The sequence below is a fragment of the Pantoea folii genome (assembly GCF_056678875.1).
This window is the reverse complement of the sequence record NZ_JBWXON010000002.1, coordinates 139,067-160,764: the sequence shown is the minus strand read 5'-3', so window position 1 is coordinate 160,764 and position 21,698 is coordinate 139,067. Positions and strand designations below refer to the sequence as shown.

Sequence of the window (21,698 nt, the reverse complement as noted above, 5' to 3'; positions counted from 1 at the left end):
GATGGGTAAAACGCATAACTTAACGCGCTGGGTGAAACACACGGCGCTGGCACTGGCCGCGACATTGGCCATCAGCCAAACCGCCGCTGCGGCCACGCCGATTGTGATGGCAACCAAGAGCTTTACCGAACAGCATATTTTGTCTGCCATGACCGTGCTCTGGCTGCAAAAGAAAGGTTTTCAGGTGGTCCCTAAAACCAATATCGCCACCACGATTGGTCGTAATGCGATGATCAACAAGCAAATCGATATGACCTGGGAGTACACCGGTACCTCGCTGATCATCTTCAACCACATCAACAAACCGATGTCATCTGAAGAGGCTTATAAAACCGTTAAACAACTCGATGCCAAACTGGGTCTGGTGTGGCTCGATCCCGCGCCAATGAACAACACTTATGCATTTGCCATGCAGCGTGCACGCGCCGATAAAGAAGGCATCAGCACCATGTCACAGCTGGTTGCCAAACTGGAACAGGTGCGCAAAACCGACCCCGACCACAACTGGAAACTCGGGCTCGACTTAGAGTTCTCCGGCCGTTCCGATGGCCTGAAGCCGTTGCAGAAAGCCTACGACATGCCGCTGGATCGCCCGCAGATTCGCCAGATGGATCCGGGATTGGTGTACAACGCGGTACGTGATGGTTTTGTCGATGCGGGCTTGATTTATACCACCGATGGGCGAGTCAAAGGCTTTGATCTCAAGGTTTTGGAAGATGATAAACACTTCTTCCCGAGTTACAACGTCACGCCAGTCGTACGTCAGGATGTGTTGAAAAGCCATCCGGGATTGGATGCGGCCCTCAATCAACTCTCACCGCTGATCACCGACGAAGCGATCACCGAGATGAACAAACGTGTTGATATCGATCATCAGTCACCGCAGCAGGTGGCGCGTGATTTCCTGCAATCGAAAAACATGCTGTAAGGAGGCGTCATGGAGACTTTGCATTACATCATGAGTAACTGGCACACCCTGATGGCCTTAACCTGGCAGCATACCTGGCTGGTGCTGGTGGCAGTGGGATTCGCCATCATTGTTGGCGTGCCACTGGGCATTTTGATTGTGCGCTTTAAATGGCTCGCGACGCCGGTGCTCGGTATCGCCACCATCGTACTGACGATTCCAACCATCGCGCTGTTTGGTCTGATGATTCCGCTGTTTTCCATGATCGGTCAGGGTATTGGTGCATTGCCTGCTATCTGCGCGGTGTTCCTTTACTCCCTGCTGCCGATTGTGCGTAACACCCATACCGCACTGGAAAACCTGTCGCCAGGGCTGCGTGAAGCCGGTCGCGGCATAGGCATGACTTTCTGGCAGCGCCTGCGCTGGGTCGAAATTCCAATGGCGCTGCCAGTGATCTTCGGCGGTATCCGCACTGCGGTGGTCATGAACGTTGGCGTGATGGCGATTGCCGCAGTCATCGGCGCAGGCGGATTAGGCTTACAGCTGCTGGATGGTATCAGCGGCAGTGATGTGCGCATGCTGATTGCCGGTGCACTAATGATTTGTTTATTAGCGATTGTGCTTGATTGGCTACTGCACCGTTTGCAGTCGGCGCTGACTCCTAAGGGGATTCGATAATGATAAAACTGGAAAACCTGACGAAAACCTTTACACAAAAAAACGGCACCGCCTTTAACGCCGTAGATAACGTCAGCCTGGAAGTCCCTGCCGGAGAGATGTGCGTGCTGCTCGGCCCCTCCGGCTGTGGCAAGACCACCACGCTGAAAATGATCAACCGTCTGATCCCAGCCAGCAGCGGAAAAATTTTGATCAACGGTGAAGACACCAGCGGACAAGATACCGTGACGCTGCGCCGCAATATCGGCTACGTGATTCAGCAGATTGGTCTGTTCCCTAACATGACCATTGAAGAGAACATTACCGTAGTGCCGCGCATGCTGGGCTGGGATAAAAAGCGCTGCCGCGAACGTGCTACCGAGTTGATGAGCATGGTGGCGCTCGATCCCAGCAAATTCCTGCATCGCTATCCACGAGAAATGTCAGGTGGTCAGCAGCAGCGTATCGGCGTGATCCGCGCGCTGGCGGCTGATCCACCAGTACTGCTGATGGACGAACCTTTTGGCGCTGTCGACCCAATCAACCGTGAAGTGATTCAGAATGAGTTTCTCGAAATGCAGCGCCAGTTGAAGAAAACCGTAATGCTGGTAAGCCATGACATCGATGAAGCACTCAAACTGGGTGACCGCATCGCGGTGTTTGGACAGGGCAAAATCGTACAGTGCGCCAGTCCCGATGAGCTGTTGGCAAAACCCGCCAATGATTTTGTTGGATCATTTGTTGGCCAGGACCGTACGCTGAAACGCCTGCTGCTGGTGCAGGCGGGCGACGTCACCGATCAGCAGCCAACCATCACCGTGCAGCGCAGCACGCCGTTGCAGGAGGCGTTCGCCACCATGGATGACAACGACATGCGATCTGTCACCGTGGTAGATAATGATGGCAAGCCGCTGGGCTTTGTGAAACGTCGCGAAGCGCGTAATGCCGCCGGACGCTGCGAGGAGATGCTGCATACCTTTAAAGTGACGGGTAAGGCCGAAGAAAATCTGCGCGTGGTGCTTTCCAAGCTGTATGAACACAACACCGTCTGGATGCCGATCGTCGATGAGGAAGGACGCTACAGCGGTGAGATTTCGCAAGACTATATCGCGGACTATCTCAGCTCGGGACGTACGCGCCGCAGACTGAATCCTTAACCAATCGCACAATGGCTGAATCTTAAGGCACAGTGCACGGCAGCCCGAGTCCAGACAAACCGCACGACAGCTAACACGTTGGAAGAGGCGGCAGAGGAGTAAAGCGTCCTGCGCCAGGGATGGCGCGGGCCGAGCCCCAGGGATGGTTTATGGCGTCTTTACGATCTGCCGCCTCTTCCGACGTACGCACAAACTCACAGACAGCGGTTTAGATCCCCACCTCTCCTAACGCAAAATCAGTGATTTTCCTCCACCGCACCGACAACCCGCTCATCTCCCCGCTCCGATGGCAGCACGATATTCAACAGCATCGCCAGAATGCCACCCGTGGTCACCGCATGACCAAACAAATTACTCACTAACGGTGGCAACTGCTTCAACACCTCGGGTACCGCTTCCACACCCAAGCCAATACCAAAGGACACCGCGACGATCAACATCTCACGGCGTCCCAACGTGGATTGCGTCATCACCCGAATGCCTGCCGCCACCACACTGCCAAACATCACCAGAGTGGCACCGCCGAGAACTGGCGCTGGAATTTGCTGCAGCACATTGCCGATCACCGGAAACACGCCCAACAGCAACAGCATCACGCCAATCACCATGCCAACATAACGGCTGGCCACGCCGGTCATCTGAATCACACCGTTATTCTGCGCAAAGGTAGTATTAGGGAATGCCGAAAACATCGCGGCGAACAGACAGCTAATCCCATCAGCCAAAATGCCGCCCTGCAAACGACGTTGAAAACCGTCGCCCTCAATGGGTTGCTGCGAAATCAGGCAATTCGCCGTCAAATCCCCTACCGCCTCAATCACGCAAATCACCGACACCAGCGCAATCGGCACGAAAATGCTCCAGCTAAAATCGAAACCAAAGCGGAAAAATGAAGGCAAAACCAGCCAGTGACTGGACATCATCGGTTTGATGGGCAGATGGCCGGTCAGTGCCGCCGCCAGACAGCCAACCACGATACCTGCCACTACCGCGAGAAGGCGCATCCAGCGATTCTGCGAACGGTTAAGCACAATGATCACCAGCAGCGTCAGCCCGCCCAGCGCCAGATTTCCTGGCGCACCAAAGTCAGCAGCATTATGGCCGCCTGCCCAATCGGTGATGCTCACTTTTATCAGGCTGATGCCGATCAAGGTAATCACCGTGCCGGTCACCACTGGCGTCAGCACTTTCCGCAACGGCGCTACGCAACGGCTGATCAACATCGGAATAAAAGCTGCCACGAAGTTACAGCCCATGATCATCGCCATGATTGCTTCCGGTGAACCGCCCTGCGCTTTCACCATCAAACCGCCAGATAAGATGACGCCGAGAAAAGCAAAGCTGGTGCCTTGCAGGCAAATCATGCCCGCCCCAATCCCCATAAAGCGACGCGCCTGCAGAAATGTCCCTAAACCGGAAACCAGCAAAGACATGCTGATCAGATACGGAATGTAAGTCTGCAATCCGAGGATTGAGCCAATAATCAGTGGCGGCGTAATGATCCCTACCACGCTGGCAAGGACGTGCTGCAACGCAGCGAAAAAGGCGGGAACAGGACCAATACGGGCATCAAGCCCATACAATAAACCTTTAGGGGAGTGCGACATGTGTGTGCTCCGGCAGAATATTCATCAGCATGGCTGATGCATGATTCACGCCATTGGCACTCACATTGAGGAAAAAATTTATAACCGCATGATTATAAGCTGATTTAAGCAGAGCGATCTCGGATGCTGAACCCGAAACCTTAGATTCAGCCACCGATCATTTGCATCGCTTCGTTTCATCATGCCGCAGGCTGTGCACTATCAACGTGCATTAATGCCTCATCCAGCAGGGAAATGTCCAGATAACCACTCAGCTCACGCTGCTCGGCACGCGGCAGATAAGGCAACTCACCCAGCAGCGGTGCGCCTAGCTTTTCACGCAGAACATCAATGATTTCAGCGTAATGTGCTAATCCCGGATTAATACGGTTGGCGACCCAACCTGCTAAAGGCAGCCCATCACCTACGATGGCATTAGCAGTCAGTAAAGCATGGCTAATGCAACCTTCTTTAATGCCCACCACCATGACGACCGGCAGTTGTTCCTGTTGAACCCAACTGGACAACGGCTGCAGATCATTCATCAGACTGCGCCAGCCGCCAGTTCCCTCCACCACCACCCGCGCGGCGCGGCTTTGTAACTGCTCAAGGCTGCGGCTCAGCAACGGATAATCCATTCGCACGGATGCGCTGGTGCTGATTTCATCTTCTTCCAGGGTGATGGGATTCACCGCCTGGTAAGGCAGTTCAAGACCCGATGCCTGCTGCAGCAGCAAAGCATCTTTATTACGCAATCCGTCTGGCGTGTGCTGTGCACTTTTAGCAACAGGTTTGTAGCCTGCTGCACAGAGACCCGCTTTGGCGAAACACTGCAGCAGCGCGCGTGACACGACGGTTTTACCCACCGCGGTGTCGGTACCGGTGACAAAGATTGTTTTCACCTTATTCCTCCTTCGTTGAAGCGATGTGTAACCTGCGAAGAAGGCAGTTTAAGGAAATGTCTCGGATGGCAGATTGCGTTAGCGCAAACTTAAGGCGAGCAGTGATTAGCCTTGCAACAGTTTTACCAGCAAATGGCCGCTATAAAGTGAGTCTTTGATCAGCGCGGCGGCACCAAAAGTGCCCGGATCGCTAAAGCTGGTAGGGGCAAGTTGGATCTCATGACTGTATGCGGGTAACGCCTGCTGACGAATGGTGCTGCTAACGGCAGGAAACAGCACCTCAGCGGCTTGATTAAGCGGAGAACCAATCAGGATTTGTTGGGGATTGAAGATATTCACCATCATTGCCAACATGCGACCAATGTGGTGGCCGACACCGGCAATCACATCACGCGCCAGTCGATCGCCCTGCTGCGCGGCTGCGCATAAACTGGCGATGGTTAGCGGTTCCCGATGCAGCAAACTGTCGGGTTGCGAAGATAAACGCTGGGCCGCCAGCTGCAATAAACTGCCTGTGCTGGCCACGGTTTCCAGACAGCCATGATTACCGCAGTAACACTGCTGGCCGTAAGGATCGATCTGCGTATGCCCAATTTCTACCAGCGCACGACCTCGTTTGTGCAAAAGCTGGCCCCCGCTGATCACACCCGCACCAACCGTTTCATCAATCACTATTTGAATAACATCCTGCGCACCGCGCGAAGCACCGAACAGCGCTTCGGCCAGCGTCCAGGCGGAGATGTCATGTTGCACAAATACCGGTAAACCCGTGAGCGAGGAAAGTGTTTCACCTAACGGCATTTCCTGCACGTCATAGCCCGGCATGCGATGCACCACACCCGATGCCGCGTTAATTAAACCGGGTAAGGTGATGGCAATCGCGGTAAGACGCTCAAGTTTGTTCTGATGGCGGACGAAGAAGTCATTAACCATTTGCTGCAGCGTTTGCAGCAGCGGCTGGTCGGCGCTGGCAGGCAGTGGCAGTCGATCTTCCTGCAACGCACGGCTGCTCAGATCGCGCAGCGTTAACGTGATCTGTCCCGGTTGAATACGGATGGCAAGATAGTGCCAGGCGAGGGTATCAAGAATCAAACCAATGGCCGGACGGCCACGGCTGCCTGGATCCTGGAACTCGGTTTCCTGCACCAGATGCGCATCGAGCATTTCACGCACAATTTTGGTGATGCTGGCGGGTGCCAGCTGGGCACGTTTAGAAAGCTCAATACGCGAAATCGGGCCGTAAAGGTCAATCAGTCGGTAAACCACACCTGCGTTGGTCTGTTTTATTTGGTCAATGTGGCCAGGCTGACTGTCCAGATTCACGCCCTGCTCCCGGATATTTTCGCGCTTCTAAATAAACAGCAGCTATGGTGATGCAGATTGGCAGGCAGCGTCAAATATTTGATTAGAAATGTGATTTATCGCACATAAAGATCGGGCCAATGATCATCAGACGATTTAAATTTCGGCATTTTGCATCATCAATTGCATCATATTGTGCATTTGCGCAGTGGGTTGCCGCGTGGCTGACCAGACCAGCCAGACTTCAGAAATGGCATCGTGCTCCTGCAGGGGAATCCACACCACATCAGCTAGTCGCGCACGCCGAAATGAGGCCGGCAATATGGAAACACCCAATCCGGTGGCGACCAGACCGAGAATCGTCATCGCCTCGCCCACCTCCTGAGTAATAAAGGGTTTGATTTGATAACGGTGCAGCAGCGCCAGTGTTTCTCCGTACAGCGCGGTACCCCCCTGTGGATCAAAAAACACAAAGGGCTCGTTGGCCAGTGCCTGAATAGAGATCGATTCGGCATCCGCTAGCGGATGTGCCCAGTGCACCAGCGCGCACAACGGCTCGCGTAACAGCACCCGATGCTGTAAATCGCTTGGTAACGGCGTGTTGCGCATCACCCCCAAATCCAGCCGACCTTCGTGCAGCGGTGCTAACTGCTGACGCGTGTTATTTTCCTGCATCGAAATGTGCACTTCCGGCCAACGCTGACGAAATTGATAAAGCGCATCCGAGACCAGACCGGTGAAGGGTGCGGAAGAGGTGAAACCAATACGCAGCTCGCCTTCCTGTCCACTGTGCACACGCGCTGCCCTACTGGCGGCTTGTTCAACCTGCAGCAAAATGACGCGCGCATCCTGTAAAAACAACTGACCGGCAGGTGTGATCTGCACGCTGCGATTAGTGCGGGTAAACAGCTGTGCGCCAATCTCCTGCTCCAGCTGCTGAATCTGTTGGCTGAGCGGCGGTTGGGAGATATTCAGCCGCTGCGCCGCGCGGCTAAAGTGCAGCTCTTCCGCAACGGCGATGAAATACCGCAGATGGCGCAACTCAATATTCATACTTTAAACGTCTCATTTGAGATTATTAATATATTGTACAACCTATTCCCATTTTCCTACAGTACTCAGACCGTTTCTCATCTAAGGATATTCCGTGAGTCGCTCTTCCCAGGCAGTGACAATTCGTGAAGACGAGTTGTCCGCTAAGCCTGATTCAGCCGTAGCCTCCTCCGAATGGATTGAACGTGGATCGCCGCAGTTTATGCGCGTCACGCTGGCATTATTCTCCGCTGGATTGGCCACCTTCGCGCTGCTGTATTGTGTGCAGCCAATTCTGCCCGTGCTGTCACAACAGTTTGGTGTCTCTCCCGCCGAGAGCAGTATTTCATTGTCACTCTCAACGGGGTTGATGGCGTTAGGCTTGCTGGTGACCGGCCCGTTATCCGATGCGATTGGGCGTAAATCGGTGATGGTCACAGCCTTAATGCTCGCTGCCATTTGCACGTTGATCTCGGCCACCATGACCAGTTGGCAAGGCATTTTGATGATGCGTGCACTCATCGGGCTGTCTCTCAGCGGCGTGGCAGCGGTCGGTATGACCTACTTGAGTGAAGAGATACATCCCCGCGTGATTGCCTTCTCGATGGGACTATATATCAGCGGTAATTCCATTGGCGGCATGAGTGGACGTTTGCTCACCGGGGTGCTGACCGATTTCTTCTCGTGGCGTGTCGCCGTTGGCGTGATCGGCTGCTTCTCATTGGCTGGCGCGCTGATGTTCTGGAAAATTTTACCCGCATCACGCCATTTCCGCCCCGCCTCGTTGCGCCCGCGTAGTCTGTTTATCAACTTCCGCCTGCATTGGCGCGACAAGGGTTTGCCGTTCCTGTTTGCAGAAGGTTTCCTGTTGATGGGTGCGTTTGTGACGCTGTTTAACTACATCGGCTACCGTTTGTTAAGCGCGCCCTGGTCGTTGAGCCAGGCGGTGGTGGGACTGCTGTCGGTGGTTTATCTGACTGGCTCGTGGAGCTCGCCCAAAGCAGGCGCGTTGACCAGTCGTTTTGGCCGTGGTCCGGTGATGATTGCCGCCACCGCCATTATGCTGGCTGGATTGTTGCTCACCGCCTTCAATTCACTCTGGCTGATACTGCCCGGCATGATGCTGTTTACGGCGGGCTTTTTTGCCGCGCACTCCGTTGCCAGCGGTTGGATTGGCCCACGCGCACGCCGTGCCAAAGGCCAGGCCTCGTCACTCTATCTGTTCAGCTATTACGTAGGTTCCAGCGTGGCGGGTACGTTAGGCGGCGTGTTCTGGCACAGCTATGGCTGGGCGGGCGTAACGCTGTTCATCAGTGTGCTGCTGTTGCTGGCCTTGTTCGTCGGCTGGCGTTTACAGTGCCGAAAACTGTAATACCTTTCATCTAAACGACGGGGCCGCCGCGCCCCGCTTCTCGCTTAAGCCGTCAGAATCTCGCTTTCAAATAGTCCCACTTAAAACAAAACGACAATTCGTCGCTATAATCCATTTTATTCCAACAATAGTTAGATTTTCTTTTTTCACAGCAATGAGGACGTTAGATGCAACTCTATTATTACGTCGATAAGCATGCAGGCTATAACGACAACCATGTGGTACATGCAACAGGCTGCCCGTTCCTGCCATCAGATGGTGCACGGCGCTTTCTCGGCACTTTCTACACCGCCACGGCCGCCATTCAACAAGCACGTAAATTCTATTCCAGTGCCCTTGGATGTGAACATTGTTGTCCGGTGACGGTAAAAAAAAGCCTGACCACTCAGCATAGCGTGGCTCTAAAACATATGGTGCAACTCTGATAATGCTGGTCTGACAATGGCGTAGCGCTTACAGGGTTATGTTAAGTACGGCTGTCACATCGTTCTAATAAAGAAACAGCCGACTTGGTCATCACTGGATCGTAAAGCGTTACGCCCTGGTTGTTCTTACCCGCCATGCCTCCCTGAGACAAAAAGCAAGAATGGATAATAACCTCAGGCTATTACCACGACCTTTAGCGATAAAAAATAATCAGGAATAAAAACGGTACTCATGGTTTTCATCCGCTCACTAATGCTCCACAATAGCCCCAATTTGTGATGCAGGTCACTTAACCGGGCTCGTTTCGCCCCCTCACTCGCTGTCAGATCGATTTGAACCCCATGCAACCAACTACCGTCTCACGTAAAACAGCCTGGCTACGCGTTGTGCTGCTGGCGATTGCCGCCTTTGTCTTTAATACCACTGAATTTGTACCTGTTGGCCTGTTGTCGGATATAGCGGCGAGCTACGCCATGAAGACCGCTGATGTCGGTATTATGCTGACCATTTATGCATGGGTCGTTGCGCTGTTATCCCTGCCGTTAATGCTACTGACGCGGAATATAGAACGCCGTCTGCTGCTGTCGGTGTTGTTCATTCTGTTTATCGCCAGCCATGTGCTTTCGTCCGTGGCATGGGATTTCACCTCGCTGGTGATTTCGCGCATCGGCATCGCACTGGCGCACGCGGTATTCTGGTCGATTACTGCTTCACTCGCGATTCGTGTTGCTCCGGCTGGCAAAAAAACCCAGGCGTTGAGTATGCTGGCAACCGGTACGGCATTGGCGATGGTGTTGGGCGTGCCCATTGGCCGAATCGTTGGGCAATACCTCGGCTGGCGCACCACTTTCGGCATGATCGGCTTGTCAGCGTTGGTGCTGCTAATTTTGCTGGTGCGGATACTGCCACGTCTGCCGAGCGAGCACACTGGCTCACTGAGTAGCGTACCGATGCTGTTCCGCCGTCCGGCGCTGGTGGCAATGTATATTCTGGTGACGCTGGTGGTCACCGCGCACTACACCGCATACAGCTACATCGAACCCTTTATGCAGGTGGTCGCGAATGCGGATGAGAACTTCACGACTTTACTGCTGTTGCTGTTCGGTTCAGCCGGGATTATCGGCAGCGTGCTGTTCAGTACGCTGGGCAACAAATTCCCCTCAGCGATGTTACTCGCCGCGATTGGCATCATCACGTTGAGTATGGGGCTGTTGCTGTTTGCCGCCGTGCGCCCTGCAGCCATTTCGCTGCTGTGCATTTTCTGGGGCATGGCAATGATGATGATCGGCCTGGCGATGCAGGTTCGTGTGCTGTCACTGGCACCGGATGCCACCGATGTGGCGATGTCATTGTTCTCAGGTATTTATTACATCGGGATTGGTGCGGGTGCCCTGTTGGGTAACCAGGTCAGCCTGCATATGAAAATGTCGGATGTGGGTAACGTGGGGGGGTTAATTGGACTGGTTGCGTTGTTCTGGTGTATCACCATCTTCCGTCGGTATCCGCAACTCCGCTCTAACGGATAATTCGCTTCACGACCAGGGGCCCACATCAGTGCGCCCCTGCGCCATTCTTTGCGCTTTGGTGATTAGTTATAAATTACCGCTGTGCCATTTAGCTTGTTGTTGCCAGAGGTCGAAGTGATGCGGAACGACTTTGCTCCGGCAGCACTCGCCTTCTCCGATAGCTGATTCTCCAGTGAAGTCAGGTTAGTGCTACCTGATGCACTCACCACACCAATTTGTTGCTGGTTCAATGGAGCCTGGTTCACCAGTTCAGCAGCCATGCTACCAAACGCGATGGATGACAGTGCGACTGCGGCTAATACCATTTTGATGCTTTTCATGATCGTCTCTCTTATGCAGATGAAAGGGGTCGGCTGAATTAAGTTAACAACCGTTAATTAAATGCTAGCGCCGAAGCGGGTATCTCGTCAATCATTTTATTAACGGTCATTATTTTATTAAGAAGTTGCGTGATTATGGGCTTTAGCGCCCTTTTTCACTTATCGATATGAGTGTTGTGCCGCAGGTAAAGCACAAACGGGCAAAGTGAATGAGAGGGAATGTCGGCTGCGCTTGCATATTTAGTTAGCGATCGGTAATTTAATCACATGTTCTTCATGCAGTGAGGTGTCCCTATGACGCAAATGACCGACACGCTTAATCGCAAAACGCGTGGTCGCCCCAAAGTGTTTGATCGCAACGATGCGCTGGATAAAGCATTAATGTTGTTTTGGGCACACGGTTATGAAGGCACCTCGCTGTCAGATTTGGTGAACGCGACGGGGGCGAAAGCGCCGACGCTTTACGCGGAGTTTGAGAATAAGGAAGGCTTGTTCCGCGCAGCAATGCAGCGCTACATCGATACCTTCAGCGCGCAGCGTAATCAGGTGCTTAAGGATGAAACAATCGATGTCAAAGCCGCGATTGAGGCCTATTTTCGTGCTACTGCAGCCTGTTTTACCGAGTGTGATAAGCCCGCTGGCTGTTTCTTTATCTGCACCTCCAGTGCGCTCTCTTCAGGCTCAGACGAGATTGCACAGATGCTGGCTAAGCAGCACCATGCACAGGAACGGGCTTTGCAGCAATTTCTGGATGTCCGGCAACAGCGTGGCGAATTGCCGCAGTGTGCCAACAGCGGTACGTTGGCCAGCTATCTGGCCTGCGTGTTGCAGGGCATGTCAGTGCGCGCCCGTGAAGGCGCAAGCCGTGACGATCTCGATGGAATAGTCGATACGCAGATGGCCATCTGGCCCGCTCTGGCAGGCTACTGCGCGTTGAACGCGTCATAGCCTGCTGACGATGTTTTATCACTTTGCAGTCAGGTGCGACCTCCAGGCCGCCCGTGACTTGCACCAAAGTGTAATGTTTGAAATCCTTAAGGCATAAAAAACATCGGTTTTAACACCTGGCTGATCGGGCTATTGTTCGCATTCGATGGCATCAAATCTTTCATCGATGCCCACCAACGCTGGCACACTTCCGTGTTCGCCACCGCCTCCCAACGTGCTTCCGACTCTATCTCCACGCTGGCGAATAACAAATTACGCTCCGCATCCAGCCAAATCGCATAGTTGTGCGCACCGTGAGTTTTCAACGTCTGTTCCAGCTCAGGCCAGATCGGTGAATGGCGACGCAGATATTCATCATGACAGTGCGCATGCACCTGCATCACAAAGGCTTTACGCAACATCGCTGCGCTCCGCATCCAATGCCGCTTGCCACGGTTGCACACTGAAGCGTTCTCCAAGTGCCACCAGCTGTTCGGTGGTGATGCTCTGGCGAATCCCGCCCATCGACAAGGCTTTGACCACCACTTCTGAAGACTTCTCGGCCGTGTCGATCAGCCCAAAAGTTTCATCCAGATTCGGACCGGCACCGAAAATGCCGTGGAACGGCCACATCACCAGGCTGTGCGATGCCATGGCATCGGCGGTGGCCTGCCCAATCTGGTCAGTGCCAGGCACCATCCACGGCAGAATGCCGACGCCATCCGGGAACACCACCAGACATTCGGTGCTGCCTTCCCACAGTAAACGCGTGAAACGGGCGGAATCCAGATTCACCACGTAGCTCAACGCCATAAAGTTGGTGGCATGGCAGTGCATAATCACGCGGTCATTCCCATTGGAAACCTGCTTACGCACGCTGTGCGACTGGAAATGCGCCGCCAGTTCCGAGGTTGGCAACCCGCCGTTGCTCAGACCCCAATGGATTTTGTACGACAACCCTTTATCGTCCACCTGTAGCAGCGCCAGACAGTCGGCGGGATCAAGCTGAACATTACGGAAAAACTTGCCTGAACCGGTCACCAGGAACCAGTCGTTAGCCAGCGCCGGCGCCGGTTTGGTTAACTCAATACAGCGCGGTTCGGCATAAAAATCGGCTGACCAGGCCTGAGCTTCCTCCGGCAGCAAACGCAGGCTGACATTGCCACCATTGCGCTCATCCCAGCCTTTTAACCACATATCGCTGGTGGCTTTCACCATGTCCTGAACAAAGGACGAAGAGAGAATATTTTGCATAGTTGATCCCTTAACGTAGACGCAATGTTTGTTGTTCATAGTGGCGCACTTCGCTCAGCCAGCTGGCATCGGCGGGCACATCATGGCGCAGGCACCAGGCCTCCCAGACCGCCTGCCATGGCAGAGATTTCTGCTCTTCCAGCAGTGCCAGACGCGCGGTGTAGTCCCCTTCCTGCTCACATTTTCGCAGCTGATCGCTGGGTTCCAGCAGTGCGCGCAGCAGCGCTTTTTTGGCGTTGCGGGTGCCAATCACCCAGGCTGCGATGCGGTTAATCGAGGCGTCAAAGAAATCCAGGCCGATATGCACTTTGTCGAACAGATTGTGGCGGGCAATCTCAGTGGCGATGGCCTGCGTTTCATCATCCAGCAGCACCACATGATCGCTATCCCAGCGTACTGGACGGCTGACGTGTAACAGTAGGCGCGGCACGTACAGCATGGCGGTGGAAATCTTGTCGGAGATCACTTCGGTAGGATGGAAATGTCCGGCGTCCAGCGTCAGCGCCGTTTGACGGCTGGCGGCATAGCCGAGGCAAAACTCGTTGGAGCCGACGGTGTAACTCTCTGCGCCGATACCAAACAGTTTGCTTTCCACCGCATCGATATGATGACGGGGGTCGAGCTTCTCACTGATCACCTCATCCAGCGCGCTGGCCAGACGCTCGCGCGGTGCCAGACGATCGATGGTGAGATCTTTCATGCCATCCGGCACCCAGATGTTCATCACCGATGGTGTCCCGAGCTGTTCACCAAAGTGCGCTGAAATACGGCGGCTGGCTTTGCAGTGGTCGATCCAGAACTGGCGAATCCCTTTATCGGCATGGGAAAGCGTAAAGCCGTCGGCGCTCAGCGGGTGTGAGAAGCAGCTGGGGTTAAAATCCAGTCCTAATTTGTAGGATTTCGCCCACTCTACCCAGCCGCTAAAGTGCTTCGGCTCAATGGCATCGCGTTCAACTGGCGAATCGCTTTCCAGATAAATGGCGTGGAGGTTGAGGCGTTTGGTGCCGGGGATCAGCGACATGGCTTTTTCTATGTCAGCACGCAGCTCATCCGCGTTGCGAGCGCGTCCCGGATAATTGCCGGTGGCCTGAATACCGCCCGTCAGTTCGCCATTCGGGTTTTCAAAGCCACGAACATCATCCCCCTGCCAGCAGTGCATCGACACCGGGATGCCATCCAGTTGGGTCATTACCTTGTCCACATCAATACCCAACGCCGCGTAGCGTTGTTTCGCCAATTCAAAGGCTTGTTCAATCAGCTTTGTCATATGCAAGTTCCTTAGCAGGTTGGCTCAGTGCCGCAAAGCGTGCCTGGTGGGCAGCGAAGATGCTGGCGTTCTGAGGTGCAAACGTTTCTAACGGGAAATTTTTATCGATGCAGCGACGCAATTCGGCCACATCACGCAGTTCACCCAACGCCATCAGCTGGCAGCCGACATTACCCAGCGTTGAGGCTTCAATTGGGCCAGCTAATACGGGCATTTCGCAGGCATCGGCACATAGCTGGTTCAGTAATGGGTTCTGACTGCCGCCGCCGACCACATGTAACTGGCGAATCGCGGTTCCGCGCAGGTTGCCCAGTTCGCCTATCACCTGGCGATACAGCAGCGCCAGGCTGTCGAAAATGGTGCGTGCCAGCGCTGCAGGGCTTTGTGGAATCGGCATATGCTGCTCAGCGCAGGCATCCTGAATCTCCTGCACCATGCTGGCGGGATTAATAAAACGCGGATGATTAGGGTTGATCAGGGCACGACAGGCGGATTCATTTTTTGCTTCGTCAATCAATGCGCAGAGATCTGAGATGTGCAATTCGCTGCATACGCGCTGTAATAGCCACAGGCCCATGATGTTCTTCAACACCCGATAGCCTTCCGCGCCACCTTCGTTGGTGATGTTGGCGTCGAGCGCCGTGCGGTTGACGCTGGGTTGCAGACTTTCTATGCCCATTAACGACCAGGTGCCAGAACTGAGATAAGCGGCATCTTCCTGCATCAGCGGCGTGGCCAGCACCGCGCTGGCGGTATCGTGCGTGGCCACGGCCACGACCGGAATTTTTTTACCGCTCGCATTGATCCAGTTGCCGACGGTGTTGCCCGGTGCAGTCGGTTTGCCGAACCAGTCGGCTTCGATCCCTGCCCACGACAGCAACTCGCTATCCCACTCGCCAGTTTCAATGTTCAGCATCTGCGTAGTGGTGGCGTTGGTGTACTCCCAGTTCATGTTGCCGGTCAGACGATAATGCAGATAATCCGGGATCATCAGTGCATGCTTGACCTGTACCTGCCAGTCCGGCTGTTGCTGGTGCAGGGCACGCATCTGATACAGGGTATTGAAGGGCAGAAACTGGATACCTGTGCGCTGGTAAATGGCGGCTTTGCCCAGCTCATTGATCGCTTGCGCCATCAATCCATCGGTGCGCGAGTCACGATAACTGACCGTTTCGCCCACCCGATCGCCGTTGGCATCCAGCAGCACCAGATCCACGCCCCAGGTATCAATGCCGATGCTGTCCGGCACGATGCCCTCATCATCTAACTGCGCCAGCCCTGCGCGAATCGCCTGCTCCAGACTGTCGAGGTCCCAGCAGTCGTAACCGGCGCGACGAACACGTTGGTTGGCAAAACGACACACTTCACGCAAGGTGATGCGCTGGTTAGCAGAGGTCCATTGTGCGAGCATCACGCGCCCGCTGGATGCGCCTAAATCAATGGCAACAATGTTACGCATACTCATGGCGTTTCTTCCTGTGATGAGATGGCTTTAGCGTATGAATACAGGCGCCTTGCCACCTTCCCCTTACTGCCAGCGCGTGATAGTCGATGGCAGGCTGGCAAAGATGATCGTGAGAAAGCTCACAGAACCGGGGAACAACAGAGTTGTGAGTTTTACCGCAATTCCATCAATCACCTGGCCGATCTTGAATAATTCGCCATTTTCCTGCGCTGTGCGGTTTAAATTTCAAGGTAAGGTGCACAGCGCCTGCGTAGACTCGGTTACAAAATTGTTAATCGAGAGGCGCATCATGACCATTCTGCACAGTGCTGATTTCTTTCCGGAAGGAAACTACGCGATTGCTATTGAGCCGCGCGTACCGCAGCAGGCCTTTCCCGAACATCATCATGATTTCCATGAAATCGTGCTGGTTGAGCAAGGTTCCGGTATTCACGTGTTTAATGGCCAGCCGCAGACCCTGTGTGCCGGCTGCGTATGCTTTGTGCGCGATCACGATCGCCATTTGTATGAGCAGACCGAGAATTTGTGCCTGACCAATGTGCTGTACCGCAGCCCGGCAGCGTTTCGTTTTCTCTCTGGTTTACAGTCATTGCTGCCCGGCGATGAAAACGGTAACTATCTGTCGCACTGGCGTATCAATCACAAGGTGATGGCGCAGGCGCTGCAGATTGTGACGCAAATGAAACAGCAGGAGGTCTGGTCGCTGGAGCGTCAGGCGCATCAGGAACAGCTGTTCTTGCAGCTGCTTGTGCTGTTGCGCGAAGCCGGTCACAACGATCAGGCGCAGGATCAGGAAGCGCGCCTGCATCGGTTGCTTGACTGGCTCAATGAGCACTACAGTGAAGATGTTGAGTGGGAAGCGCTGGCCGATCGCTTCTCGCTTTCGCTGCGCACCCTACATCGTCAGATGAAGCAGCAAACCGGCAATACGCCGCAGCGCTACCTGAATCGGCTGCGCTTATTGCAGGCCCGGCATTTACTGCGCCATAGCGATATGCGCATAACGGACATCGCCTATCAGTGTGGATTTGGTGACAGCAACCATTTCTCCACGCTGTTTCGGCGGGAATTTGGCTGCGCGCCCCGAGCGGAGCGCCAGCAGATGATGTAACTGGAGTGGTTCCCATGTCGCTGATTTTGACGCGCGAAGACTATTTCCCGGCCACCAATCTGCCGATTGCGGTGGCCGAACGCATGCCTCAACCCTCCTTCCCCCCGCATCGTCATGAATTCAGTGAAATTGTGATCGTCTGGCGCGGCAACGGCTTGCACGTGCTCAACGATCGCCCGTGGTTGATTACCTGCGGCGATGTGTTCTATATCCGCGACAATGATTGCCACAGTTATGACAGCGTCAACGATTTGGCGCTGGATAACATTCTTTACTGCCGCGATCGCTTTCGTCTGAGTCTGGACTGGAGCCAGCTGCTGCCCCCGCAGGACGATGATGCACCCAGCTGCTGGCGCTTAACCACGCGCGGCATGGCGCTGGCGCGTGGCGTGATCAGCCAGCTCGAGCGGGAGAGCCGTAAAAGCGATTCGTTGTCGATCCAGCTCTCTGAAGCCCTGTTTCTGCAGCTGGCACTGATCTTGCGTCGCCATGGTTATGCCGCCGACCGTCCATGGGCGCTGCCGGAGGGTGAACAGCTTGATTTGCTGATGTCTGCCTTACAGGGTGCACTGCACCGCCCATTCGACCTGGCCCATTTTTGCCAGCAAAATGAATTAAATGAGCGTGCACTGAAGCAGCTGTTTCGTCAGCAAACCGGCATGACGGTGGGACACTATTTGCGGCAGCTACAGCTGTGCCAGGCAAAATATTTGTTGCGCACGCAGGATTGTTTAATCAGTGAAGTGGCCGCGCGCTGCGGCTTTGATGATAGCAATTACTTCTCGGTGGTGTTTACGCGGGATACCGGTTTGACACCCAGTGCCTGGCGCCAGCGTTTTCTTCCTCAGCACGCCTCACTGAGCGACAAAATAAAAGCCTGACGCACCTTGCCGCGTGTCAGGCTTGTTCTAAAGCGGCCAATTCGTTAGCCGTTGGCCATGCCCAATCCCACGATGTTGGCGGCAATGATGATCACCACGCAACCCAGCGACAGCACGCGAACCGGGCGCTGCCCCACCGCTTTCCACTCTTTCAGCACCAGGCCGACTAAACCGCCGCACAGTACATACAGGCTCATGTGCAGCATCCAGCTGACAAAGTCATATTGCGCAGGAATTTTCGCGTGGCCCCAGGCGTAGAAGAAGAACTGCAGATACCACATGGTGCCGCCGAGCACGGCAAAGGCCACGTTGGCCATCAGCATCGGTTTTGCCACTGAGAAATCGCGACGTACTGACAGTTCCGGTTTGATCGCCAGACGCACAAAGCAGTAAGCCAGATTGACCAGCGCACCGCCGCCCATGATCACCACATAGCTGGGTAAGGCCACGTACAGCGGATTGATACCCAGATTGGCTGCCGCTTCATGCATCGGTTTCGCCGCATCCATCGCGAAAGACATCCCGGCGGAGAAGATGCCACACAGTACCGCCAGCACCAGCCCTTTCTTCAGATTAAACTCTTCGGCATTGATGCCGAGTGCACGCTCTTTCAACAAACCGGCACGTGAAACGATCGCCACACCCACCAACGCCACCAGTACACCTAACAACGTCATTCGTCCGCCCGGCGAGCTGAACAGCTCTACAAAGCGTCCCTGCAACAGCGGCGTCATCAAGGTGCCCACCACGAGGGTGATACCGATGGCAATACCAATGCCCATCGACATGCCGAGATAACGCATGGTCAGGCCATAGTTGATATTACCGACGCCCCACATGGCACCAAACAGAAACACCGGCAGCAGCTGCGAGAAGCTAAAACTACCGTAATACGCCCAGAAGTTGGGCAGCAGCACGGCACTGACCGCCCATGGCAGAATCAGCCATGACATCACGCCGCCCACTGACCACATTGTTTCCCATGACCACTTTTTTACCTGCTTAAACGGAGCATAAAAACATGCGGCACTGGCGGCACCCACCAGATGCCATAAAATACCGGCAAGAATGGCACTGTTCATTGTTATTCCTTCGTAAGGTTGAGGCCCACAGGAAACCGACAGTTTCCCGATTAGCAGCAGTCTACGGTGTGCAGCTTTTCATCAGCCTTTGGATGGCTGCCGGAAAGCGCGCGCTGCTGGCAAAATTCGGCGGGTCTTCAACATGAGGATCACAAAATTGCATTTGCGGGCATCAATCGGGCTGGTTTTTATAAGTCACTTATTATTGGGGATATTTTTTATTTTTGTTGTGTTGATCGACACAGTTTTTGACTGACTGCCAGCCTGCTGTTTAACATGGCAGTCACGCAAAGCCGCCCGATGAGCTTTCCCCCACGTGGCGAATTCCGTATAACGTTGGAAAAATCATCGCAACGAAGGAATGAGATGAATAGCAAAAGGTTGACGCTGCTGTTGTCGCAGCCGGTGAGCCGCGTGATGCTGGATGATATCCGCGCCATTGTGCCGCCCCAGGCGTTAAACGTGTTCATTAATGGATTGGATGAAGAGCGTTACGCCACACTTGACTGCATCCAGAGCGAAGAGAACTGCGCCCTGCTGGCCTCGGCCATCGTGGTGTGGCGTCAACTCGGGCATGTTCACCGCATTCGGTATCAGAAAGGCGAACATCTGCGCGAGGTGGATGACGCCAGCCAATTCCAGCTGTTCAGTATGATGAAAACCCACCGCGCCATTGTTCAACTCGCTTAACGATCAGGATAATTATGAAAATCGGACTGCTCTTCCCTATTGCCATCATCATTGCTGGCGTCAGTTTCCTCGCCTGGTTTATCGCCAGCGGCGCGGCGGTGCCGGGCTCCTGATATTTTTGCTGAAAAGGATGATTAGCTAACACGCTGAATACGCGGCATTTCATCAGGAATGCTGCGTCTGTCGTACCGTTCTTCCCTTCTCTGCCATCTCGTCATCCGCTCTGGCACTGACAAAAAGGTGCTACACCTTGATCTGTTTCACTCTCGATTCACACCCTGATAACGAAACCGATCGCGGAGACCCTACAGATGACAACACACCATCAACATTACATTAATGGCGCGTTTGTAAACGATCAGAACGATAAATGGATTGAGGTCATCAATCCGGCGACTGAAGCGCTGCTGTCACGCGTGCCGCAAGGCACTCAGCAAGATGCAGCACAGGCAATTGCGGCCGCAGAAACTGCACAACCCGGCTGGGAAGCGTTGCCCGCAGTAGAACGCGGCAACTGGTTGCGTAAAATTGCCGCCGGTATCCGCCAGCGTGAACCCGAATTGACGGCCACGATTGTGGCGGAAGGCGGTAAAACGCAGGGGCTGGCGCAAACTGAAGTGCTTTTCACCGCCGATTATCTGGATTACATGGCCGAATGGGCGCGTCGTTATGAAGGTGAAATCGTCAATAGCGATCGTCCAAATGAAAATATCTTTGTATTTAAGAAAGCCATCGGTGTCACCACCGGTATCCTGCCGTGGAATTTCCCCTTCTTCCTGATTGCGCGTAAAGCCGCTCCGGCGCTGATTACCGGCAACACTATTGCCATCAAACCCAGTGAGCTCACCCCTAACAACGCGGCGATTTTCGCGCAGATTGTGCATGAGATTGGCCTGCCGAAGGGCGTGATCAACTTTGTGTTTGGTTATGGTCCTGAAGTCGGTCAGGAGCTGGCGGCGAACCCGAAAGTCGGTTTGGTGAGCCTGACCGGCAGCGTCGGCGCGGGCATTGCCACCATGCAAGCCGCAGCGAAAAATGTCACCAAGGTGTCGCTGGAACTCGGCGGCAAAGCCCCCGCGATTGTCATGGATGATGCGGACCTGGATCTCGCTGTGAAGGCGATTGTCAGCTCACGCGTGATCAACACCGGACAGGTGTGCAACTGTGCGGAACGCGTATATGTCCAGGAAGGCATTTATGATCGCTTTATCACCGCTCTGACTGCCGCAATGAAGCAGGTTAAGTTTGGCAATCCGGCCGAACAAACCGATATCGACATGGGCCCGCTGATCACCGCCGCCGCGCTGGAACGCGTGGAGCAGAAAGTCGCCAAAGCAGTGTCTGAAGGCGGAAAAGTAGTGCTGGGCGGCAAACGCGCCGGTGATAAAGGGTTCTACTTCGAACCGACGATTATTACCGGTGTGCGTCAGGAGATGGAGATCATGCGTGAAGAGATCTTTGGTCCGGTATTACCAGTGATGACCTTTAAAACCCTTGATGAAGCCGTCGCGCTGGCTAACGATTGTGAATATGGCCTGACCTCTTCGATTTACACGCAAAATCTGAACACGGCGATGATTGCGCTGCGTCAGTTGAAGTTTGGTGAGACCTACATCAACCGCGAGAACTTCGAGGCGATGCAAGGGTTCCATGCAGGCTGGCGCAAATCGGGTATTGGTGGTGCGGATGGACGTCACGGACTGGAAGAGTATCTGCAGACCCACGTGGCGTATTTGCAGTTCTCCTGAATGAAATACCCGGCTGAATAGGTTACCAGCCAGGTATCGTCATGAGGTGAAGTCGCGCCATAACTGGCGCATTTCTTCAGGCTGCG

General features: G+C 54.3%; 22 protein-coding genes. 12 read left to right on the top strand and 10 right to left on the bottom strand.

The window, feature by feature from the left end:
- Position 1 precedes the first annotated feature (1 nt).
- The 3 genes from AC1MDE_RS04250 to osmV are packed head-to-tail and all read left to right on the top strand — an operon-like array spanning position 2 to position 2,721.
- Entirely contained in the window at positions 2-928 is a 927-nt protein-coding gene (locus AC1MDE_RS04250; protein WP_058960491.1) for a glycine betaine ABC transporter substrate-binding protein, read from the top strand.
- A 9-nt stretch (positions 929-937) separates the two neighbouring features.
- Positions 938-1,585: an osmoprotectant ABC transporter permease OsmW gene (gene osmW / locus AC1MDE_RS04245; protein WP_034823432.1), complete on the top strand. Its 648-nt coding sequence runs from the start codon at positions 938-940 to the stop codon at positions 1,583-1,585.
- Positions 1,585-2,721 carry an osmoprotectant ABC transporter ATP-binding protein OsmV gene (gene osmV / locus AC1MDE_RS04240; RefSeq protein ID WP_034823431.1) on the top strand — a complete coding sequence of 379 codons (1,137 nt, stop codon included), beginning with the start codon at positions 1,585-1,587 and terminating at the stop codon, positions 2,719-2,721. Before osmW ends, osmV begins: the two co-directional genes overlap by 1 nt.
- A 236-nt stretch (positions 2,722-2,957) precedes the next feature.
- Here osmV and AC1MDE_RS04235 read toward each other — a convergent pair whose 3' ends face one another.
- The 4 genes from AC1MDE_RS04235 to AC1MDE_RS04220 all read right to left on the bottom strand — a co-directional run bounded on the left by AC1MDE_RS04235 (position 2,958) and on the right by AC1MDE_RS04220 (position 7,564).
- Positions 2,958-4,328 carry a nucleobase:cation symporter-2 family protein gene (locus AC1MDE_RS04235; protein WP_058960490.1) on the bottom strand — a complete coding sequence of 457 codons (1,371 nt, stop codon included), beginning with the start codon at positions 4,326-4,328 and terminating at the stop codon, positions 2,958-2,960.
- A 179-nt stretch (positions 4,329-4,507) separates the two neighbouring features.
- Positions 4,508-5,209: a dethiobiotin synthase gene (gene bioD / locus AC1MDE_RS04230; protein ID WP_058960489.1), complete on the bottom strand. Its 702-nt coding sequence runs from the start codon at positions 5,207-5,209 to the stop codon at positions 4,508-4,510.
- A gap of 105 nt (positions 5,210-5,314) precedes the next feature.
- Positions 5,315-6,532: a sugar metabolism global transcriptional regulator Mlc gene (gene mlc / locus AC1MDE_RS04225; protein WP_058960488.1), complete on the bottom strand. Its 1,218-nt coding sequence runs from the start codon at positions 6,530-6,532 to the stop codon at positions 5,315-5,317.
- A 135-nt stretch (positions 6,533-6,667) separates the two neighbouring features.
- Complete coding sequence (locus tag AC1MDE_RS04220; RefSeq protein WP_479402614.1) at positions 6,668-7,564, bottom strand: LysR family transcriptional regulator; 897 nt, start codon at positions 7,562-7,564, stop codon at positions 6,668-6,670.
- A gap of 94 nt (positions 7,565-7,658) precedes the next feature.
- On the opposite strand from AC1MDE_RS04220, the gene AC1MDE_RS04215 reads away from it, so the two are divergent.
- From AC1MDE_RS04215 to AC1MDE_RS04205, 3 genes are all read left to right on the top strand, one after another.
- Positions 7,659-8,915, top strand: a complete 1,257-nt coding sequence (locus tag AC1MDE_RS04215; protein ID WP_479402613.1) for an MFS transporter — start codon at positions 7,659-7,661, stop codon at positions 8,913-8,915.
- A gap of 167 nt (positions 8,916-9,082) precedes the next feature.
- Positions 9,083-9,340, top strand: coding sequence for a hypothetical protein (locus tag AC1MDE_RS04210; RefSeq protein ID WP_058960485.1), 258 nt, complete (start codon positions 9,083-9,085; stop codon positions 9,338-9,340).
- A gap of 342 nt (positions 9,341-9,682) precedes the next feature.
- On the top strand, positions 9,683-10,867 hold the full coding sequence (locus AC1MDE_RS04205) for a sugar transporter (protein ID WP_480344323.1): 1,185 nt from the start codon (positions 9,683-9,685) through the stop codon (positions 10,865-10,867).
- 62 nt (positions 10,868-10,929) lie between these two features.
- Here AC1MDE_RS04205 and bhsA read toward each other — a convergent pair whose 3' ends face one another.
- Positions 10,930-11,187 carry a multiple stress resistance protein BhsA gene (gene bhsA / locus AC1MDE_RS04200; protein ID WP_034831180.1) on the bottom strand — a complete coding sequence of 86 codons (258 nt, stop codon included), beginning with the start codon at positions 11,185-11,187 and terminating at the stop codon, positions 10,930-10,932.
- 294 nt (positions 11,188-11,481) lie between these two features.
- On the opposite strand from bhsA, the gene AC1MDE_RS04195 reads away from it, so the two are divergent.
- Positions 11,482-12,135, top strand: coding sequence for a TetR/AcrR family transcriptional regulator (locus AC1MDE_RS04195; protein ID WP_479402612.1), 654 nt, complete (start codon positions 11,482-11,484; stop codon positions 12,133-12,135).
- An 86-nt stretch (positions 12,136-12,221) separates the two neighbouring features.
- Here the strand turns inward: AC1MDE_RS04195 and rhaM are convergent, their stop codons facing one another.
- The 4 genes from rhaM to rhaB are packed head-to-tail and all read right to left on the bottom strand — an operon-like array spanning position 12,222 to position 16,100.
- Positions 12,222-12,536: an L-rhamnose mutarotase gene (gene rhaM, locus AC1MDE_RS04190; protein WP_097117086.1), complete on the bottom strand. Its 315-nt coding sequence runs from the start codon at positions 12,534-12,536 to the stop codon at positions 12,222-12,224.
- Complete coding sequence (gene rhaD / locus AC1MDE_RS04185) at positions 12,526-13,368, bottom strand: rhamnulose-1-phosphate aldolase (protein WP_479398586.1); 843 nt, start codon at positions 13,366-13,368, stop codon at positions 12,526-12,528. The genes rhaM and rhaD overlap by 11 nt, the downstream gene beginning before the upstream one ends.
- A 10-nt stretch (positions 13,369-13,378) precedes the next feature.
- Entirely contained in the window at positions 13,379-14,635 is a 1,257-nt protein-coding gene (locus AC1MDE_RS04180) for an L-rhamnose isomerase (protein ID WP_479398588.1), read from the bottom strand.
- Entirely contained in the window at positions 14,619-16,100 is a 1,482-nt protein-coding gene (gene rhaB, locus AC1MDE_RS04175) for a rhamnulokinase (RefSeq protein ID WP_479400871.1), read from the bottom strand. Before rhaB ends, AC1MDE_RS04180 begins: the two co-directional genes overlap by 17 nt.
- A 289-nt stretch (positions 16,101-16,389) precedes the next feature.
- Between rhaB and rhaS the strand changes: the two genes are divergently transcribed.
- Entirely contained in the window at positions 16,390-17,211 is an 822-nt protein-coding gene (gene rhaS, locus AC1MDE_RS04170) for an HTH-type transcriptional activator RhaS (RefSeq protein ID WP_058962075.1), read from the top strand.
- A 14-nt stretch (positions 17,212-17,225) separates the two neighbouring features.
- On the top strand, positions 17,226-18,092 hold the full coding sequence (gene rhaR, locus AC1MDE_RS04165; RefSeq protein WP_058962076.1) for an HTH-type transcriptional activator RhaR: 867 nt from the start codon (positions 17,226-17,228) through the stop codon (positions 18,090-18,092).
- A 44-nt stretch (positions 18,093-18,136) separates the two neighbouring features.
- Here rhaR and rhaT read toward each other — a convergent pair whose 3' ends face one another.
- Entirely contained in the window at positions 18,137-19,174 is a 1,038-nt protein-coding gene (gene rhaT / locus AC1MDE_RS04160; RefSeq protein WP_479398592.1) for an L-rhamnose/proton symporter RhaT, read from the bottom strand.
- A 366-nt stretch (positions 19,175-19,540) separates the two neighbouring features.
- Here rhaT and AC1MDE_RS04155 point away from each other — a divergent pair, with 366 nt between their 5' ends.
- The 3 genes from AC1MDE_RS04155 (at position 19,541) to aldA (ending at position 21,612) form a co-directional block, all read left to right on the top strand.
- The gene (locus AC1MDE_RS04155) at positions 19,541-19,864 is read left to right on the top strand and encodes a hypothetical protein (RefSeq protein WP_034831195.1); all 324 of its coding nucleotides are present in this window, start codon (positions 19,541-19,543) and stop codon (positions 19,862-19,864) included.
- Positions 19,865-19,878: 14 nt separating this feature from the next.
- Positions 19,879-19,977: a YoaK family small membrane protein gene (locus AC1MDE_RS04150; RefSeq protein WP_141399000.1), complete on the top strand. Its 99-nt coding sequence runs from the start codon at positions 19,879-19,881 to the stop codon at positions 19,975-19,977.
- Positions 19,978-20,175: 198 nt separating this feature from the next.
- The gene (gene aldA, locus AC1MDE_RS04145; RefSeq protein WP_058962078.1) at positions 20,176-21,612 is read left to right on the top strand and encodes an aldehyde dehydrogenase; all 1,437 of its coding nucleotides are present in this window, start codon (positions 20,176-20,178) and stop codon (positions 21,610-21,612) included.
- Positions 21,613-21,698 lie beyond the last annotated feature (86 nt).

Excerpts from the sequence above, each read along its gene's own strand:
- AC1MDE_RS04250 (WP_058960491.1), top strand. The coding sequence starts at position 2 with ATGGGTAAAACGCATAACTTAACGCGCTGGGTGAAACACACGGCGCTG.
- osmW (WP_034823432.1), top strand. The coding sequence starts at position 938 with ATGGAGACTTTGCATTACATCATGAGTAACTGGCACACCCTGATGGCC.
- osmV (WP_034823431.1), top strand. The coding sequence starts at position 1,585 with ATGATAAAACTGGAAAACCTGACGAAAACCTTTACACAAAAAAACGGC.
- AC1MDE_RS04235 (WP_058960490.1), bottom strand. The coding sequence starts at position 4,328 with ATGTCGCACTCCCCTAAAGGTTTATTGTATGGGCTTGATGCCCGTATT.
- AC1MDE_RS04220 (WP_479402614.1), bottom strand. The coding sequence starts at position 7,564 with ATGAATATTGAGTTGCGCCATCTGCGGTATTTCATCGCCGTTGCGGAA.
- AC1MDE_RS04210 (WP_058960485.1), top strand. The coding sequence starts at position 9,083 with ATGCAACTCTATTATTACGTCGATAAGCATGCAGGCTATAACGACAAC.
- AC1MDE_RS04205 (WP_480344323.1), top strand. The coding sequence starts at position 9,683 with ATGCAACCAACTACCGTCTCACGTAAAACAGCCTGGCTACGCGTTGTG.
- bhsA (WP_034831180.1), bottom strand. The coding sequence starts at position 11,187 with ATGAAAAGCATCAAAATGGTATTAGCCGCAGTCGCACTGTCATCCATC.
- AC1MDE_RS04195 (WP_479402612.1), top strand. The coding sequence starts at position 11,482 with ATGACGCAAATGACCGACACGCTTAATCGCAAAACGCGTGGTCGCCCC.
- rhaM (WP_097117086.1), bottom strand. The coding sequence starts at position 12,536 with ATGTTGCGTAAAGCCTTTGTGATGCAGGTGCATGCGCACTGTCATGAT.
- rhaD (WP_479398586.1), bottom strand. The coding sequence starts at position 13,368 with ATGCAAAATATTCTCTCTTCGTCCTTTGTTCAGGACATGGTGAAAGCC.
- AC1MDE_RS04180 (WP_479398588.1), bottom strand. The coding sequence starts at position 14,635 with ATGACAAAGCTGATTGAACAAGCCTTTGAATTGGCGAAACAACGCTAC.
- rhaB (WP_479400871.1), bottom strand. The coding sequence starts at position 16,100 with ATGAGTATGCGTAACATTGTTGCCATTGATTTAGGCGCATCCAGCGGG.
- rhaS (WP_058962075.1), top strand. The coding sequence starts at position 16,390 with ATGACCATTCTGCACAGTGCTGATTTCTTTCCGGAAGGAAACTACGCG.
- rhaR (WP_058962076.1), top strand. The coding sequence starts at position 17,226 with ATGTCGCTGATTTTGACGCGCGAAGACTATTTCCCGGCCACCAATCTG.
- rhaT (WP_479398592.1), bottom strand. The coding sequence starts at position 19,174 with ATGAACAGTGCCATTCTTGCCGGTATTTTATGGCATCTGGTGGGTGCC.
- AC1MDE_RS04155 (WP_034831195.1), top strand. The coding sequence starts at position 19,541 with ATGAATAGCAAAAGGTTGACGCTGCTGTTGTCGCAGCCGGTGAGCCGC.
- AC1MDE_RS04150 (WP_141399000.1), top strand. The coding sequence starts at position 19,879 with ATGAAAATCGGACTGCTCTTCCCTATTGCCATCATCATTGCTGGCGTC.
- aldA (WP_058962078.1), top strand. The coding sequence starts at position 20,176 with ATGACAACACACCATCAACATTACATTAATGGCGCGTTTGTAAACGAT.